This is a genomic window from Brevundimonas sp. TSRC1-1, assembly GCF_049898245.1.
GTDB lineage: Bacteria > Pseudomonadota > Alphaproteobacteria > Caulobacterales > Caulobacteraceae > Brevundimonas > Brevundimonas mediterranea_A.
In genome coordinates, this window is sequence record NZ_JAFCXI010000002.1 from 566,648 (window position 1) to 582,429 (window position 15,782).

Consider the following 15,782-nt stretch of genomic DNA (forward strand, 5'->3'; position numbering starts at 1 on the left):
TCAGTCTTCGTCGCGTCATCGCGCCCCGTTGCATGGCGGGCCCCAGACGGCGATAGCGGAGGCATGACCGACGCGACCGCCGATCTCTTCGCCCCCTCCCTCGACGATTTCGCCCGACTGGCGCGCGAGGCGTTCGACGCCCTGCCGGCCGAGTTCCGGGCGGCGGCGGGCGAGGTGGTGTTCCGCATCGACGATTTCGCCGACGAACAGACCCTGGCGGATCTGGAGATCGAGGATCCGTTCGAACTGACCGGCCTGTATCATGGCGTGGACATCGGCCGACGCGACAGCCTGGGACCGGCGGCGGAGCCGTCGCGGGTCTTCCTGTATCGCCGTCCGATCCTGGACGAATGGTGCGAGCGCGGCGACGTCGGCCTGGCCGAACTGATCGCCCACGTCCTGATCCACGAGATCGGCCACCATTTCGGCCTGTCCGACGACGATATCCACGCCATCGAGGATGACGCCGACTGAAGCCTTATTTGGTGGCCGGGTAGGGGGTCGTCACCGCCCCCGAGATCATGCCGGGGATGGCCTCGCCCAGACCCAGCAGGATGAACTGGATCGCCAGGGCGCACAGGATCAGGCCCAGGACGCGCACGATGATGGCCATGCCCACCTCGCCCAACAGGCGGCTGAGCGATCCGGTCATGGCGAAACAGACGAAGGAGACGGCGCAGGCGGCCGCGATGGCGACCAGCGATCCCATGGTTCCGGCATAACCCAGCTTGGCCGCCTCGCCCGCCTGGATGATGACCGCCGAAATGGCGCCGGGGCCGATCATCAACGGGATGGCGAAGGGCACGACCAGGCGCTGGAACCGGCGACGGGCGTAGCCACGCACATCCTGGCTGTCGGCGATGGCGTCCTTGTCCGCGAACAGGGCCAGGAAGTCGCCGCGCGCCATGTCCAGGCCGAGGAGCAGCAGCAATATGCCCCCCGCGATCCGGAAGGCCGCCAGCGAAATGCCGAAGAACTGCAGCAGGCCCAGGCCGGTGAACAGGAAGAAGGCCAGGAAGACGGCGGCGAAGGTGCAGATCAGGGCCGAGACCGAAATCCGCTGGCGCAGGGTCGCCCCGGCCGTGGCGGCGGCGAAGATCGGCAGATTGCCGATGGGATCCAGCAGGGCGAACAGGGTCACGAACAGGTTGACACCCAGATCGACCGCGTTCATCGCCTCGCCTCGCTCTTGAAATTCAACACGCCGGCCGCGCCGACGCACCCCTTGCGTTCCCGCATAGCCGCTCAGCGCGAGTCCGTCGATGACCCAGACCGAAACCTTGGCCCCCAATCGCGGTCCAGACGAACGGATCATCTGCGCCCTGGACGTCCCGACCATCGCCGAGGCGGCCGCCCTGGTCGCGCGGATCCAGGACGCGGTGGGCTTTTACAAGATCGGGCTGCAGCTGTTCGCGGCGGGCGGCATGGACCTGGCGCGTGACCTGAAGACCGAGGGACGCAAGGTCTTTCTGGACTGGAAGCTGCACGACATCGGCGCCACGGTCGAGAAGGCGGCGGCCAATCTGGCGGACGCCGGCTGCGACCTGCTGACCGTTCACGCCCGGCCCCAGGTGATGGCGGCGGCGGCGCGCGGCGTGGCGGGGTCGGGCTTGAAGGTGCTGGGGGTCACGGTCCTGACCAGTCTGACGGCCGAGGATCTGGCCGCCGACGATCACAGCCTGTCGCCGGCCGACCTGGTCGAGCGCCGGGTCCGACAGGCGCTGGAGGCGGGGATCGACGGCGTCGTCTCCAGCCCCCATGAGGCGGCGCGGGTGCGCGAGATCGCGGTCGAGGCCGGCCGTCCGGACTTTTTGATCGTGACCCCAGGGGTCCGTCCCGCAGGCTCGGCCCTGGACGATCAGGCCCGGGCCGCGACGCCCGAAGCGGCGCTCCAGGCCGGGGCGACCCATCTGGTGATCGGCCGCCCGATCACGGCGGCGGCCGATCCCCGGGCCGCCGCCCTGGCGGTCGCCGAAAGCATCGCCCTGATCTGATCAGCCGCGCTCGCCCGGTTCCTGGGCGTAATGCTGGCGCGGCGGGGCTTGCGGCGCGACATAGCCGGGGGGCGGCAGGTCGCCGTAATAGTCCTGGACGGGCGGCGGCGCGTGAACTTCGGGCGGCGCGACATGGATCTGGGCCGGGGCGATTTCGACCGGCGGCGCCTGCACATAGACAGGCGGCTGTTCGATATAGACCGGCGGGCCGGTCACGATCTCGGGCGGCGCGATGTTCACCGGAGAGGGGGCGACATAGATCCGCTGCGGCGCGACATAGACGGGCGGCCCCTGAACCTGGATCGGGGCCTGCACATAGGCGCGCTGCTGCTCGTAATAGCCGCCTTGTTCGTAGCCGCGCTGCTCATAGTGTTCGTACCGCTCCTGATAACGGCCTTCGTACCGGTCTTCGCGATAGGCCGGGCGCGGGGCGGGGCGGCAGTCGCAATCGACCGGGCGTTGCGGCTGATAGGGGCGCCAGCCGATATAGTCACGCCCGAAGCCATAGGTGGGATAGCCGACCGGGGCGCTGACCGGGGCCGGGCCGACGAAGTTCACGGGCGGGCCGGGAATATAGCCGCCCGAGTATCCGCCGTCGGCGTAACCGCCCCCGCCGACATAGGTCACGCCGCCGCCGCCGCGGCTGAAGCTGGACGAATGGGAATAGGCGCGGGCGTTGACGGCGGAATAGGAAGCGGCGCCGGCATGGGCCGAGGCGTTGGCCCCGGCATTCACGTTCACATTGACGTTGCTGTTGTGCCCGCCGCCGTAATGACCCCCGCCCCCGTGTCCGCCGCCGCAGCTTCCACAGCCCCCGCCATGGCCGCCCGACGGGCCGCCGGCCAGGGCGGGAGCGGCGGACAGCAGAAGGGCCGCCGACGCGGCCGCGATCGTGGACTGTATCGTCACGGGACAGACTCCTCTGAATTGTCTCCGTTCAGGCAAGTCCCGCGCCCCGCGGAATTGCGCCGCGTCAGAAGTCGATGGCCAGGCCCTTCTTCTCCCAATCGCCGTAACGGGTGGGTTCGGGACCGCTCGGCCCGCCGTGTTCCGGATCGGTCTGGGCGACCTGTTCGGCCGCGCGACGATCAGCCGCTTCCAGCAGGGCGCGGCGCGCGACGTCGCTCAGCGGCTTCTCCGGCGTCGCATGGGGGATTTCGGCGTTGAAAACAGGCGCGTTTTCATTGTCGGGCGAGGGGGCGGCCCCCTCGGGGGTGGGATGTTCGGTCACAGGTCGGCTCCCTTGAGGGCGGCGTCTCATGGCCTCAAATAGTCGATTGAAGCCGCGACGCCAGAAAAACCGGATGATCGCGGATGGAACGACGATGAACCATCTGAAGACCTTCATCCTTCTGGCCGCCTTGACCGCCCTGTTCGGGGGTGTGGGTTATCTGATCGGCGGCGCGACGGGCATGGCCGTGGCCCTGGTGTTCGCCGGCGGGATGAACCTGTTCAGCTACTGGAACGCCGACAAGATCGTGCTGAAGATGTACCGGGCCCAGCCGGTCGACGAGCAACATCCGAATGCGGTGGTGCGCAACTATGTCGCCGACGTGCGCCAGATGGCCCGCGACGCCGGCCTGCCCCAGCCCCAGGTCGCCATCATCCCCAGCGACCAGCCCAACGCCTTCGCCACCGGCCGCAATCCGGAACGGGCCGCCGTCTGCGCCACCACCGGCCTGCTGGACATGCTGACGCGCGAGGAGGTGCGCGGGGTGATGGCGCACGAACTGGCCCATGTGAAGAACCGCGACACCCTGATCATGACGGTGACCGCCACCATCGCCGGCGCGATCGCCGCCCTGGCCAATTTCGCGCTGTTTTTCGGCGGCGGCGAGGACCGCGAGCGACCGGGCGGCGTCATCGGAACCCTGGCCCTGATGATCTTGGCGCCCATGGCCGCCGGCCTGGTGCAGATGGCGATCAGCCGCGGCCGCGAATACGAGGCCGACCGTATCGGCGCCGAGATCGCCGGCGACCCCCAGGCCCTGGCCTCGGCCCTGCAGAAGATCGACGCCTACGCCAAGCGGATCCACAATCCGACCGCCGAACGCAATCCGGCCTCGGGCCAGATGTTCATCATCAACCCCCTGGCCGGACGCGGCGCCGACAACCTGTTCTCGACCCATCCGGCCACGGTCAACCGGGTGCGCGCCCTGGCGGAGCTGGGCGCCATGATGGGGGTGCGTCCTCGTGCGGCTGCGACGCCGCCCGCCTCGGCGGTTCCCGTCACGCCACGTCGCGCGACCACCGGCGTGCCCGCCACCCCTAGCGAACCGCGCGGCCCCTGGGGCTGATCGCCGCGCCTTGACCCCGTTTTTGCCGTTTGCGCTCGGCGTGCGGATCAATTCAGATGGGCGCCTGACCAATCAGGGGGTTCCATGTCGCGTCTGCTCGCCTTTGTTTCCGTCGCCGCTCTGCTCGCCACGCCCGTCGCCGCCCAGTCTGTGGATCGGGTCGCGGTCAACGGCATTATCGACCAGGGACTGAACCACAGCCAGGTGATGCAGACCGCCGCCTATCTGACCGACCGGATCGGCGGGCGGATGACCAATTCGCCCCAGATGCGCGAGGCCGAACGCTGGTCGCAGCAACAGTTCCGCGACTGGGGCCTGTCCAATGTCCGGGCCGAAGGTTTCGAGTTCGGCCGGGGCTGGTCGATCGTCCGCTCCAGCGCCCGCATGACCGCCCCGCGTCCGCTGGATCTGCGCGCTATCCCGGTCGCCTGGACCCCGTCGACCAATGGGACCATCAGCGGCGGCGTGATCGTCGCCCCGATCTCCAAGGTCGAGGACTTCGACAAGTGGCGCGGCAAGCTGGCGGGCCGGATCGTCATGCTCAGCCGCCCGGATACCGGCTCGGAGCCGACGGAACCGGCGTTTCGTCGCTGGACCGATGCCGAACTCCGCGACCGCAACACCTACGTCCAACCCCAGTATTCCCCAGTGGCGATCGAACGCCAGCTGAAGACCGCTGATTTCGCGGCCAAGCTGGACGCCTTCCTGGTCGAACAGGGCGCCCTGGCCTGGGTCCGGATGTCCCAAAGGGACGGCGGGCTGCTGCACGGCACCGGCTACACCTACCAGGTCGGCGCCACCCCGAAACTGGCGGGCATGGAGCTGGCGGCCGAGGATTATCGCCGTCTGGCGCGCCTGGCCCTGACCGATGCGCCGCCGACGTTGGAGCTGACCAGCGAAGTTCGCTTCCACGACGAAGACGTCAACGCCTACAATATCCTGGCCGATATCCCGGGCAGCAGCGGCGGCCGCGAATATGTGATGGCCGGCGCCCATCTGGACTCCTGGGTCGCCTCGGACGGGGCGCAGGACAATGCGGCGGGCAGCGCCGTGGTCATGGAGGCGGCGCGCATCCTGAAACAGCTGGGCGTCCGGCCCAAGCGCACCATCCGCTTCGCCCTGTGGAACGGCGAGGAGCAGGGCATACTGGGCTCTCTGGCCTATGTGGACCGTCACCTGGCGACCCGGGCTCCCGCCACGGATCCGGCCCTGGCGGCCCTGCCCAACAATCGCACCTGGCGTAACCGCTGGCCGGTCCAGCCGCGTGCCGGCTATGGCGATCTGGTCGCCTATTTCAACATCGACAACGGCTCGGGCAAGATCCGGGGCGTCAACGCCGAAGGCAATGTCGCCGCCGCTCCGATCTTCCAGGAATGGCTGGCGCCCTTCGCGAGCATGGGCGCCACGACGGTGTCCCTGCGGCCGTCCGGCGGCACCGATCACGTCTATATGCAGACGGTGGGCATTCCGGGCTACCAGTTCATCCAGGACCCGCTCGACTACTCCGCGCGCATCCACCACACCAGCATCGACAGCTATGATCACCTGAAGGCCGAGGATATGCGCCAGGCGGCGGTCATCCTGGCCAGCTTCCTGCTGAACGCCGCCAACCGCGACGAGCCCCTGCCGCGCATGCCGCTGCCGACCCAGCCGACGCCCAGCGATCCGTTCGAGTATCCGGCGGACTGAGATCGACACCTGAGGAAGGGGCGGCGGGAACGCCGCCCCTTTTTACGGGGTCAGGCGCGCTCTACGCACATGGCCACGCCCATGCCGCCGCCGATGCACAGGGTCGCCAGGCCCTTTTTCGCGCCCGACCGCTTCATCTCGAACAGCAGGGTGGTGAGGATGCGGGCGCCCGAGGCGCCGATGGGATGGCCGATGGCGATGGCGCCGCCGTTGACGTTCACCTTGGCCGGGTCGAGACCCAGCTCCTTGACCACGCACAGGCTCTGGGCGGCGAAGGCCTCGTTGGATTCCACCAGATCCAGATCGGCGACGGTCCAGCCCGCCTTTTCCAGCGCCTTCTTCGAGGCGGGGATCGGCCCCGTGCCCATGATCGCCGGATCGACCCCGGCCGTGGCGGACGAGACGATGCGGGCCAGGGGCTCCAGGCCGCGGGCCTTCGCCTCATCGGCGCTCATCAGCACCAGGGCGGCGGCGCCGTCGTTCAGGCCCGAGGCGTTGGCGGCCGTGACGCTGCCCTCCTTGGCGAAGGCCGGCCGCAGTTTCTGCATCAGCTCGATGGTCGCGCCGTGGCGGATGTATTCGTCCTTGTCGACGACGACGTCGCCCTTCTTGCCGGGAATGACGACCGGAACGATCTCGGCGTCGAACCGACCTGCGTTTTGCGCCGCCTCGGCCTTGTTCTGGCTGGCGAGGGCGAATTCGTCCTGGGCCTCACGGGTGATGGCCCATTTGTCGGCGATGTTCTCGGCCGTCTGGCCCATGTGGTAGCCGTTGAAGGCGTCCCACAGCCCGTCCTTGATCATGGTGTCGATCAGGGCGACGTCGCCCATCTTGTGCCCGGCCCGCAGCTGCTGGGCGTGCGGCGCCTGGCTCATGCTCTCCTGTCCGCCGGCGACGACGATCTTCGCGTCGCCCAGGGCGATCTGCTGGGCGGCGATGGCGACGGCGCGCAGGCCCGAGCCGCAGATCTGGTTCAGGCTCCAGGCCGGCGCCGCCTGGCGCACCCCGGCGCCGACGGCGGCCTGACGGGCCGGGCCCTGTCCGGCGGCGGCCTGCAGCACATGGCCCAGGATCACCTCATCGACCTCTTCGCCCGACACGCCCGCCCGTTCCAGCGCCGCCCGAATGGCGACCTCGCCCAGTTTCGACGCCGGCAGCGCGGACAGGGCCCCCAGGAAGGACCCGACGGGCGTGCGGGCGGCGGAGACGATGACGACCTCGGTCATGGGATTTCACTCGATGCGGAATAATGAGTTGCCGTTTTGCCGCATCCCGGCGGCTTCGTCACCTGTGGCCGAAACAGACCGCCGCAGATTCAGTCATTCGTCACCCTGTCGGCGCATTCTGGAGGAACGATACGGACGATCCTGGATTTGATTGGCCATGCTCCGCACGCTGAAACGCTTCGCCGCCCACGTCTGCACGCCGGACGAGCTGGACATGATCGAGCACTACCAGACGCGCGCCGAAAGACTGGCGGACCTCTGGGTCCATGTCATCGGTCTGATGCTGGCGGCGGTCGGGGGCGTCATCCTGGCCGGTCTGGCGGGAGTCTACGCCGGAATCGGCGGGGTCATGGCCACGGCCATCTACGCCCTGTGTCTGGTCGGCATGCTGACCGCCTCGACGATTTACAACTGGACCAAGCCCTGCGCCGCGCGACCTGTGCTTCGACGGCTCGACGAGGCCGCCATCTTCCTGATGATCGCCGGCAGTTATACGCCCTTCACCACCCAGAGATTCGAAGGCCTGTGGTCGGTCGGCTTCACCGCCCTGATCTGGACCCTGGCCTTCGTGGGCGCCGGGGTGAAACTGTTCGCGCCACGCATTTCCGACAAGTTCTGGAGCGGCGTCTATGTGGTGTTCGGCTGGCTGGCCGTGGCCGCCCTCAAGCCCATGGTCGAGACGGTCCATCCGGTCGCCCTGGCCCTGCTGGTGATCGGCGGTCTGATCTACACCGCCGGGGTCCTGGTCTTCATCAGCCCCAAGGTGCGTTTCCGCCGGGCCATCTGGCACGGTTTCGTGGTCACCGGGGCGACCGTCCACTGGACGGCGGTACTGGTGGGCGTGGTTCTGGCCCCCGCGATGAGCCACTAGGATATCCGTCCGATCCCTGCGTGTTCAGGCCGCCGAATCCCCCCTCTGGCGCATCGCGTCGCAACGGAGGATAGTGACGCGTTGCAACATCGCGAGAACAAGCGTGGCTGACGAAAAGATCAAGGGTGGAAAACACGGCGACGGCGCCCAGGTCGTCATCAAGAAGTATGCGAACCGCAGACTCTATAATACGCGGACCAGCGCCTATGTGACGCTGGAGGACCTGGCCGCCATGGTGCGCGAAGGGACCGAGTTCGTCGTCTATGACGCCAAGACCAACGACGACCTGACCCGCCAGATCCTGACCCAGATCATCTTCGAGGAAGAAAGCCGGGGCGAAGCCCTGCTGCCGGTGCAGTTCCTGCGTCAGCTGATCGGATTTTACGGCGGCTCCATGCAGGGGGTTCTGCCCTCCTACCTGGAGATGTCGCTGGCCAATTTCGGCCGCCAGCAGGAACAGTTCGCCAGTCAGATGAGCCGGGCCTTCGGCACGGGATCGGGCGCGACCCTGATGGAGGAGGCGGCCAAGGCCAACATGGCCATGTTCGAACGGGCCATGCAGATGTTCCCCGCCTTCGGCTATTCCCGGACCGAGTCCCAAACGGCGTCTCAGGCGGCGCCGACGGAAACCGGGGACGCGGCTCCGGCGGCGCCCGACGCCCTGGACGAGATGCGTCGCCAGATGGACGAGATGCGCGCCCAGATCGATCGTCTGGCGGGCGGGTCGAAGGCGAAATGACCGAGCGCATAGGAGCGGTCGGCGGGCCTGAGCGGATCGATCGCCGCGAAGGCGAGCGCCGGGAACGCGAGCGCCGGGCCGATCAGGAGAGGTCTCGCGCCCTGGTTCCGGTCGAACCCGCCGAACCCGAGTTCAAGCCCGAAACCGCCCCGGCAAGACCTGCCGTCCATGTAGCGGCCGACCCCGGTGCGGCGGCCTTTGTCGCCCAGCAGATGGGGCAGCGTGGCCAGAAGCGCGGTCTGCGCGGCGGCCCCCCCGTGCTGGGCGCGGCCCGCGCCGCCTATATGGGCGCCGAATATTCAGGCGAGGCGGAGCGGCGTCCTCCCTTGGGCCGGGCGGCCAAGACCGACATCTGACCGCCGCCGGGGCTGAGCGGCACGGGGTTTGCTGGGGCGGGGCCAGAACGCCTCTTTTCGGACCAGCCCATGCCCGCCCTTCATCTCGCCGCCAAGGTTTTCGACGTCGCCGTCGTCGCCCTGATCTTCACGGCTTTTTCCTAGGGGCCTATCGCCCTGTTGGGCTGCTTGAGGCCGCACGGGGTCCATCCCTCTGTCGGGCGGCCTGAGGCCTGATCAAGCCGTCAGTTCCCGAGATCGAAGTCCTTGCGGGACGAGATGATGGTGACGATGAAGCCGGCCAGGACGTCCAGCAGGATCATCACCACGATCAGGAAGAAGGTCGAGGTGGCGAAGCCGCGGATCAGCAGGAATTCGACCAGGACGACGATGAACAGGACCATCGACAGGGCGTGATTGACGATGGCGACCTTCTGGCTGGAGGTCGATTTGATCAGCTCGAAGAACAGCAGGATCAGGCCCAGGAACAGGATCAGGTCGCCCGAACCGATATTCCACTGGGCGCCGGACGCCATCGGGATCGAGAACATCGGATCGCGCAGAATGGCGTCGGCCTGGGCCATGCCCATGTCGCCCGGCGCGCCGAACAGCACGACGATATTGTACAGGATCACCGGGATCAGCAGCAGGGGTATGGCGATCAGCATGGCGGTCCTCCCCGGCGCAACGGCTGCGCTTGTTAAGCTTGATTAACTCTATTTGTCCCGTTTCGCCACGACGGAGGTGACGGCGTGCTCAGGCGCGGGGAAATCCGCCCGCGCGGCTGAGGGCGGACGGGGCCGGGCGGCCGAGGGCCTCGCCGATCCAGCGGGCCGTGGCGATCAGGGCGTCCAGATCATAGCCGGTCTCGAATCCGCCGCGCGCCAGCATATAGACCAGGTCCTCGGTGGCGATATTGCCGGTGGCGCCCGGGGCGAAGGGACAGCCGCCGATGCCGCCGACCGAGGCGTCCAGAACGTCGATCCCGGCCTCGACCCCGGCGTAGGCGTTGGCCAGGCCGGTGTTGCGGGTGTCGTGGAAATGCAGGCGCAGCACGGCGTCGGGCGCGGCCTTGCGGGCGGCCTCGACCTTGCGCGTCACGGCCCAGGGATCGCCGGCGCCGATGGTGTCGGCCAGGCCGATCTCTGCGACGCCCAGGTCCGCCAGGGCCCCGACCATGTCCGTCACCTGATCCACCGAGACCTCGCCCTCGAACGGACAGCCCCAGACGCACGAGATTATGGCCGACAGGGACGGGGCGCCGTCCGACGCCGCCGCATTGTGTCGGCGGGCGACGATCTCGCCCAGCATGGCCAGCTGGTCCTTGACCGACAGGCCCTGGTTCTTCAGGCCGAAGCCGTCGGTGGCGGCCACCGAGACATTGACCTCGTCCACCCCCGTCGCCAGCGCCCGGTCATAGCCCTTGCCGTTCAGGACCAGGCCGATGCGGCTTCGGCCCGCCGCGTGCGGCAGGGCGGCCATCACCTCTTCGGCACCGGCCATCTGCGGCACATATTTGGGATGGACGAAGGAGACGGCCTCGATCCGGCGCGCGCCGGCCGCTTCCAGCCGCCGCACCAGATCGACGCGGACGGCGGGCTCCAGCACGGCCTTCTCGTTCTGCAGCCCGTCGCGGGGGCCGACCTCGACGATCTGGATGAACCGGCTCATGGGGCTTCGCCTGCGCCATCGCCTGCGTCATCGCCTGTTCCGGGCCGGGGCGGCGGCGCATAGACGGTCAGGGTCATCTCGTCCCCGCCCGAATAGTTGTAGCCCCGCACCACCCCGACGGCCCGGCCCGACACGCCCAGTCGTCCGGCGGCGGCGCGGAAGGCGTCGGCGTCGCGCCCTTCGACTATGGCGGGCCGGCCCTCGGCCAGGGCGCGGGCGGCGCCCTCGGCGTCGGTCAGGTCCGTGTCCCGGCCGGTCAGGAAGACGAAGCTGGGCTCATGATAGGTGGTGATGGCGACGGGGCCGGGCGTGCGGCCCTGGCGCGGATGCAGGTCGGCGGCCTCAAGCGTCTTCTCCAGCTGGGGGGCGATGGCCAGGGGCCGCAGCTGGCGGATGGTCCCGGCCAGGGCGCCGTGGGCCACGATGCCGAAGGCCAGGGACGCGACCAGGGCCGCGACCGGGGCCCGGTTCAGCAGCAGGAAGGCGCCCACGGCGGCTGCGGCCAGGGTGGTGACCACGGTCAGGGCCGCCCAGGTCTGGGCCGTCGAGGTGCCATAGACCGTCAGCCCATAGACGGTGACGCCGATGATCAGCAGGGCGGCGAACAGGGCCAGGGCGGCGCCGGTGATGCGCGACACCTTGCCGATGGGCCGCGCCAGGGCGGCGGCGGCCAGCAGGGCCAGCGCCCCGAAGGTCGGCAGGGTGTAGTGCCACAGCTTGGTCGGGGCCAGTTCGAACATCAGCCAGCCGGGAACCAGCCAGCAGACCAGGAAGCGGATGGCCGGCTCGGCCCGCCGGCTCCAGCCGGTCGAGACGGCCGCCGGCAGCAGCAGGGTCGAGGGGAAGAAGAGCAGGGGCGCCAGCAGCAGATACAGGCCGGGGAAGCCCGAATGGCTTTCGTGGGCGCCGGCGATCTTGGGCGCCAGGTCGCCGCCGATGGCTTCGCGCCAGAAGCCGCCGTCGGTGGCGATGGTGATGGCGATGGCCCAGGGCCCGACCATCAGGGCGACCAGGGGCAGGCCCCAGCCCCAGCCGAGGCGCGCCAGCCATTTGATGTTCCGGTCCCAGATCGACAGGGCGATCACGGCCAGGGCGATGACCAGAAGCCCGATCGGTCCCTTGATCAGGATCGACAGGCCGACCCCGATCCAGAACAGCAGCTTGTGCGGCCGGATCGGCCGTTCTCCGGCCCGTGTCGCCATATAGATCCGCGCCAGGGCCGCCATGGCCAGGGTGGTGGCGCCGCACAGCATGGCGTCGGTCTTGGCGATGCCCGCCTCGGTCGACAGCAGGAAGGTGGCCCCCATGATCGCGCCGCCGAAGAAGCCGACGCGGGCGCCCAACAGGGCCGACCCGGCCCAGGCCACGGCCCAGGCGGCCAGCATGGCGCCGAGCAGCGACGGAATCCGGTAAGGGGCGATGTCGCGATCCTCGACATCCGAGGTCAGGGCGACGGCGGCGGCCTGCATCCAGTAGATGCCGACCGGCTTCTTCCAGCGCGGTTCGTCCTGGAAGCGGATGTCGACATAGTCGCCGCTCTCCAGCATCTGGGCCGTGGCCTGGGCGAAGCGGCTCTCGTCCCGGTCCAGCGGCGGCAGCAGCAGCAGGCCGGGCAGGCCGGCGATCAGCGTCAGCAGGGCCGCCAGGAGCGGACCCTTCCAGCCGGCGATGCGGCGATCCAGAGCGAAAGTCTTCATGAGAGACTCCTTACACGGCGACCGGCCCGTCGTCAGCCGTCTCCCCTAAGCGCTCGATCTCGTCTATGGAGCGGCCATGACCGCCGAACACAATCCTGCGCCTCTGATCTCCGTCGTCGTGCCTGTCCATGACGAGGCGGGCGCCGCCGTCCCCCTGGCCCGCGAGATCGCGGACGCCTTCGCCGGCCGATCCTATGAGATGATCTTCGTCGACGACGCCTCCAGGGACGCGACCCTGTCGGAGCTGAGGGCCGCCATGGCCGAACTGCCGGCCCTGCGGGTCCTGTCCCACGGGACCAATGCGGGCCAGAGCCGGGCGGTCCGCACCGGGGTGCTGGCCGCCCGCGCCCCCGTGGTCGTCACCATGGACGGCGACGGCCAGAACCCGCCGGCCGACGCCCCGCGCCTGGTCGACGCCCTGCTGGCCGCGCCGGCCGATGTGGGCCTGGTCGGCGGCCGCCGCGCCAAGCGCCAGGACAGCCAGGCCAAGCGCCAGGCCTCGATCTGGGCCAACCGCATCCGCCGCCGCCTGCTGGGCGACGACGCCGACGACACCGGCTGCGGCCTGAAGGCCTTCCGCCGCGACGTCTTCCTGCGCCTTCCCTATTTCGATCACATCCATCGCTATCTGCCGGCCCTGATGATCCGCGAAGGCTTCCGCAACCAGTATCTCGACGTCGACCACCGCCACCGCGAGACGGGCCAGTCGAAATACACCAACTGGGGCCGTCTGCGGGCCTCCTTCTCGGACCTGCTGGGCGTCATGTGGCTGAAGACCCGCTCGCGCCGTCCGGGCGCGATTTCGGAATTCTGACACGGCGAAACGCTCCGTCCGTTCGGCGGAGTTTGGAGGCCCTTTGGAAGCGGAGGGCTGGGCGGGGCGCCGGGCCTTCGCCCGGAGTTTTGTGTTCTGAGTACCGTTTCGACGAAGGTTTGACGCCCCGCGCGGTTGGTTGGCCTGCAAGCTCGGGGCGCCGAGCGGTGGCGGTCTTATCGCCTAACCCCATAAGCCTGCGACGGGTCGGCAGGGTCTGCGAAACCCCGTCCCGAGTGCGGCCGAGTATCCCCCTCGACCCTCCGCCGGCGTTTTGAGACGCCGTCGGCGCGGAGGAGTTGCACCCCCGCTCCCGTTCCATCCGCTCTCGCCGCCGCAAGGTCGCAGGCCTTACGAGCCCTCCAAGCGACGAGACCGGGCGTGATTATAGGGGACGGGGAAACCCTGGCGGGGAAGTCGGGGCGAGAAACTGACAAGCCCTTGGAATCATTACGGCAGGACCAGCGTCATTGTGACAGTTGGCGCCGTTCGGGCCCCCTCCGTCTCGCCGGCTTCGCCGGCGATCCACCTCCCCCAAGGGGGGAGGATTTCGGTGTTCGCATTCCTCCCCCCCTTGGGGGAGGTGGCGCGGCGCAGAGCGCCGTGACGGAGGGGGCGCGTCACCCCTCGCCGGCGCAAACAAAAAGGGCGGGACCTTGCGGTCCCGCCCTTCTGCATTCTCAGCCTGGAGTGGCTTGGACTTAGAAGTCCATGCCGCCCATGCCGCCCATTCCACCCATGTCGGGGGCGCCGGCGCCGCCCGACTTCTTGGGGGCGTCGGCGACGGCGGCTTCCGTGGTGATCAGAATGCCGGCCACCGAAGCGGCGTCTTGCAGGGCCGTGCGGACGACCTTGGCGGGGTCGATGACGCCCATCTTGACCAGGTCGCCGTATTCTTCGGTCTGGGCGTTGAAGCCGAACGAGGCGTCTTCGTTTTCCAGAACCTTGCCGACCACGATCGAGCCTTCGACGCCGGAGTTTTCGGCGATCTGACGGATCGGGGCCTGCAGGGCGCGACGGATGATCGCGATGCCGGCGTTCTGGTCGGCGTTGTCGCCCTTGACGTCGGCCAGGATCTTGGAGGCCTTCAGCAGGGCGATGCCGCCGCCCGGAACGATGCCTTCGTCAGCCGCGGCGCGCGTGGCGTTCAGGGCGTCGTCGACGCGGTCCTTCTTTTCCTTCACTTCGACTTCGGTCGAACCGCCGACGCGGAGAACCGCGACGCCGCCGGCCAGCTTGGCCAGACGTTCCTGCAGCTTTTCCTTGTCGTAGTCGGAGGTGGTGTCTTCGATCTGGCGCTTGATCTGGGCCACGCGGGCTTCGATCGCGTCCTTCTCGCCGACGCCTTCGACGATGGTGGTGTCGTCCTTGGTGATCGAGACCTTCTTGGCCTTGCCGAGCATGTCGAGGGTGACGGTCTCAAGCTTGATGCCCAGGTCTTCCGAGATGACCTGGCCGCCCGTCAGGATGGCGATGTCTTCCAGCATGGCCTTGCGGCGGTCGCCGAAGCCCGGAGCCTTGACGGCGGCGACGCGCAGGCCGCCGCGCAGCTTGTTGACCACCAGGGTGGCCAGGGCTTCGCCTTCGATGTCCTCGGCGATGATCAGCAGCGGACGGCCCGACTGCACCACGGCTTCCAGGATCGGCAGCATGGCCTGCAGCGAGGTCAGCTTCTTCTCGAACAGCAGGATCAGAGGCTCTTCGAGTTGAACCTCCATCTTGTCGGCGTTGGTGATGAAGTAGGGCGACAGGTAGCCGCGGTCGAACTGCATGCCTTCGACGACGTCGACGGTGGTGTCGGCGGTCTTGGCTTCTTCGACGGTGATGACGCCTTCGTTGCCGACCTTGGCCATGGCCTGGGCGATCAGTTCACCGATTTCCGAGTCGCCGTTGGCCGAGATGGTGCCGACCTGGGCGATTTCCGAGTTGTTCGAGACGGGCTTGGACTTGGCCTTGATCTCTTCCAGCACCAGGCCGACGGCCTTGTCGATGCCGCGCTTCAGATCCATCGGGTTCATGCCGGCGGCGACGGCCTTGAGGCCCTCTTGCACGATGGCTTGAGCCAGGACGGTCGCGGTGGTGGTGCCGTCGCCCGCCTTGTCGTTCGTCTTCGACGCGACTTCGCGGATCATCTGGGCGCCCATGTTCTCGAAGGCGTCTTCCAGCTCGATCTCTTTGGCGACCGACACGCCGTCCTTGGTCGAGCGCGGGGCGCCGAAGGACTTCTGGATCACGACGTTGCGGCCCTTGGGACCGAGCGTCACCTTGACGGCGTTGGCGAGCACGTTGACGCCGCGCAGCATCTTGTCGCGCGCGTCGGTGTTGAAGTGTACGATTTTAGCGGCCATGCGGGCAGCTCCTTTGAAAGGCGTGAAGGGTGATTAGTGAATCGTGATGGGTGGCTGGAGCGGCGGCAGACCTTGGGTCGCGCCATTCACGAGTCACGCCT

At 68.4% G+C, this 15,782-nt stretch carries 16 protein-coding genes; 8 read left to right on the plus strand and 8 right to left on the minus strand.

Going from position 1 to position 15,782, the window contains the following annotated elements:
- Positions 1 to 63 precede the first annotated feature (63 nt).
- Positions 64 to 474 (plus strand): metallopeptidase family protein, encoded by a 411-nt coding sequence (locus tag ACP7CK_RS08715; RefSeq protein ID WP_008263498.1) that lies wholly within the window; start codon positions 64 to 66, stop codon positions 472 to 474.
- A 4-nt stretch (positions 475 to 478) separates the two neighbouring features.
- On the opposite strand, the gene ACP7CK_RS08720 is transcribed toward ACP7CK_RS08715, so the two are convergent.
- A complete protein-coding gene (locus ACP7CK_RS08720; RefSeq protein WP_035310495.1) occupies positions 479 to 1,174 on the minus strand; it encodes a MarC family protein in 696 nt (231 codons plus the stop codon).
- An 88-nt stretch (positions 1,175 to 1,262) separates the two neighbouring features.
- Between ACP7CK_RS08720 and pyrF the strand changes: the two genes are divergently transcribed.
- Complete coding sequence (gene pyrF, locus ACP7CK_RS08725) at positions 1,263 to 1,994, plus strand: orotidine-5'-phosphate decarboxylase (RefSeq protein ID WP_426025749.1); 732 nt, start codon at positions 1,263 to 1,265, stop codon at positions 1,992 to 1,994.
- Here pyrF and ACP7CK_RS08730 read toward each other — a convergent pair whose 3' ends face one another.
- Together ACP7CK_RS08730 and ACP7CK_RS08735 are read right to left on the minus strand one after the other, a co-directional pair.
- Entirely contained in the window at positions 1,995 to 2,903 is a 909-nt protein-coding gene (locus tag ACP7CK_RS08730) for a hypothetical protein (RefSeq protein WP_426025750.1), read from the minus strand. It lies immediately after the preceding gene.
- Between the two features lie 64 nt (positions 2,904 to 2,967).
- Positions 2,968 to 3,225, minus strand: coding sequence for a DUF1674 domain-containing protein (locus ACP7CK_RS08735; RefSeq protein WP_008263466.1), 258 nt, complete (start codon positions 3,223 to 3,225; stop codon positions 2,968 to 2,970).
- Positions 3,226 to 3,319: 94 nt separating this feature from the next.
- Here ACP7CK_RS08735 and htpX point away from each other — a divergent pair, with 94 nt between their 5' ends.
- Both htpX and ACP7CK_RS08745 read left to right on the plus strand, forming a co-directional pair.
- On the plus strand, positions 3,320 to 4,291 hold the full coding sequence (gene htpX, locus ACP7CK_RS08740) for a zinc metalloprotease HtpX (protein ID WP_426025751.1): 972 nt from the start codon (positions 3,320 to 3,322) through the stop codon (positions 4,289 to 4,291).
- A gap of 84 nt (positions 4,292 to 4,375) precedes the next feature.
- The gene (locus tag ACP7CK_RS08745) at positions 4,376 to 5,980 is read left to right on the plus strand and encodes a M20/M25/M40 family metallo-hydrolase (protein ID WP_426025752.1); all 1,605 of its coding nucleotides are present in this window, start codon (positions 4,376 to 4,378) and stop codon (positions 5,978 to 5,980) included.
- Between the two features lie 50 nt (positions 5,981 to 6,030).
- Here the strand turns inward: ACP7CK_RS08745 and ACP7CK_RS08750 are convergent, their stop codons facing one another.
- Complete coding sequence (locus ACP7CK_RS08750) at positions 6,031 to 7,206, minus strand: acetyl-CoA C-acetyltransferase (protein WP_426025753.1); 1,176 nt, start codon at positions 7,204 to 7,206, stop codon at positions 6,031 to 6,033.
- Positions 7,207 to 7,363: 157 nt separating this feature from the next.
- Between ACP7CK_RS08750 and trhA the strand changes: the two genes are divergently transcribed.
- The 3 genes from trhA to ACP7CK_RS08765 all read left to right on the plus strand — a co-directional run bounded on the left by trhA (position 7,364) and on the right by ACP7CK_RS08765 (position 9,172).
- Positions 7,364 to 8,077, plus strand: coding sequence for a PAQR family membrane homeostasis protein TrhA (gene trhA, locus ACP7CK_RS08755; RefSeq protein ID WP_426025754.1), 714 nt, complete (start codon positions 7,364 to 7,366; stop codon positions 8,075 to 8,077).
- A gap of 103 nt (positions 8,078 to 8,180) precedes the next feature.
- Positions 8,181 to 8,816 carry a polyhydroxyalkanoate synthesis repressor PhaR gene (phaR, locus tag ACP7CK_RS08760; RefSeq protein ID WP_426025755.1) on the plus strand — a complete coding sequence of 212 codons (636 nt, stop codon included), beginning with the start codon at positions 8,181 to 8,183 and terminating at the stop codon, positions 8,814 to 8,816.
- A complete protein-coding gene (locus tag ACP7CK_RS08765; protein WP_292147637.1) occupies positions 8,813 to 9,172 on the plus strand; it encodes a hypothetical protein in 360 nt (119 codons plus the stop codon). The genes phaR and ACP7CK_RS08765 overlap by 4 nt, the downstream gene beginning before the upstream one ends.
- Before the next feature lie 224 nt (positions 9,173 to 9,396).
- Here the strand turns inward: ACP7CK_RS08765 and ACP7CK_RS08770 are convergent, their stop codons facing one another.
- The 3 genes from ACP7CK_RS08770 to ACP7CK_RS08780 all read right to left on the minus strand — a co-directional run bounded on the left by ACP7CK_RS08770 (position 9,397) and on the right by ACP7CK_RS08780 (position 12,519).
- On the minus strand, positions 9,397 to 9,819 hold the full coding sequence (locus ACP7CK_RS08770; RefSeq protein ID WP_008259054.1) for a hypothetical protein: 423 nt from the start codon (positions 9,817 to 9,819) through the stop codon (positions 9,397 to 9,399).
- A gap of 88 nt (positions 9,820 to 9,907) precedes the next feature.
- Positions 9,908 to 10,822 (minus strand): hydroxymethylglutaryl-CoA lyase, encoded by a 915-nt coding sequence (locus ACP7CK_RS08775; RefSeq protein WP_426025756.1) that lies wholly within the window; start codon positions 10,820 to 10,822, stop codon positions 9,908 to 9,910.
- A complete protein-coding gene (locus ACP7CK_RS08780; protein WP_426025757.1) occupies positions 10,819 to 12,519 on the minus strand; it encodes an ArnT family glycosyltransferase in 1,701 nt (566 codons plus the stop codon). Before ACP7CK_RS08780 ends, ACP7CK_RS08775 begins: the two co-directional genes overlap by 4 nt.
- 76 nt (positions 12,520 to 12,595) lie before the next feature.
- Here ACP7CK_RS08780 and ACP7CK_RS08785 point away from each other — a divergent pair, with 76 nt between their 5' ends.
- Complete coding sequence (locus ACP7CK_RS08785) at positions 12,596 to 13,333, plus strand: glycosyltransferase family 2 protein (RefSeq protein WP_426025758.1); 738 nt, start codon at positions 12,596 to 12,598, stop codon at positions 13,331 to 13,333.
- A gap of 701 nt (positions 13,334 to 14,034) precedes the next feature.
- Here ACP7CK_RS08785 and groL read toward each other — a convergent pair.
- Positions 14,035 to 15,681, minus strand: coding sequence for a chaperonin GroEL (gene groL, locus ACP7CK_RS08790; protein ID WP_426025759.1), 1,647 nt, complete (start codon positions 15,679 to 15,681; stop codon positions 14,035 to 14,037).
- Between the last annotated feature and the right edge of the window lie 101 nt (positions 15,682 to 15,782).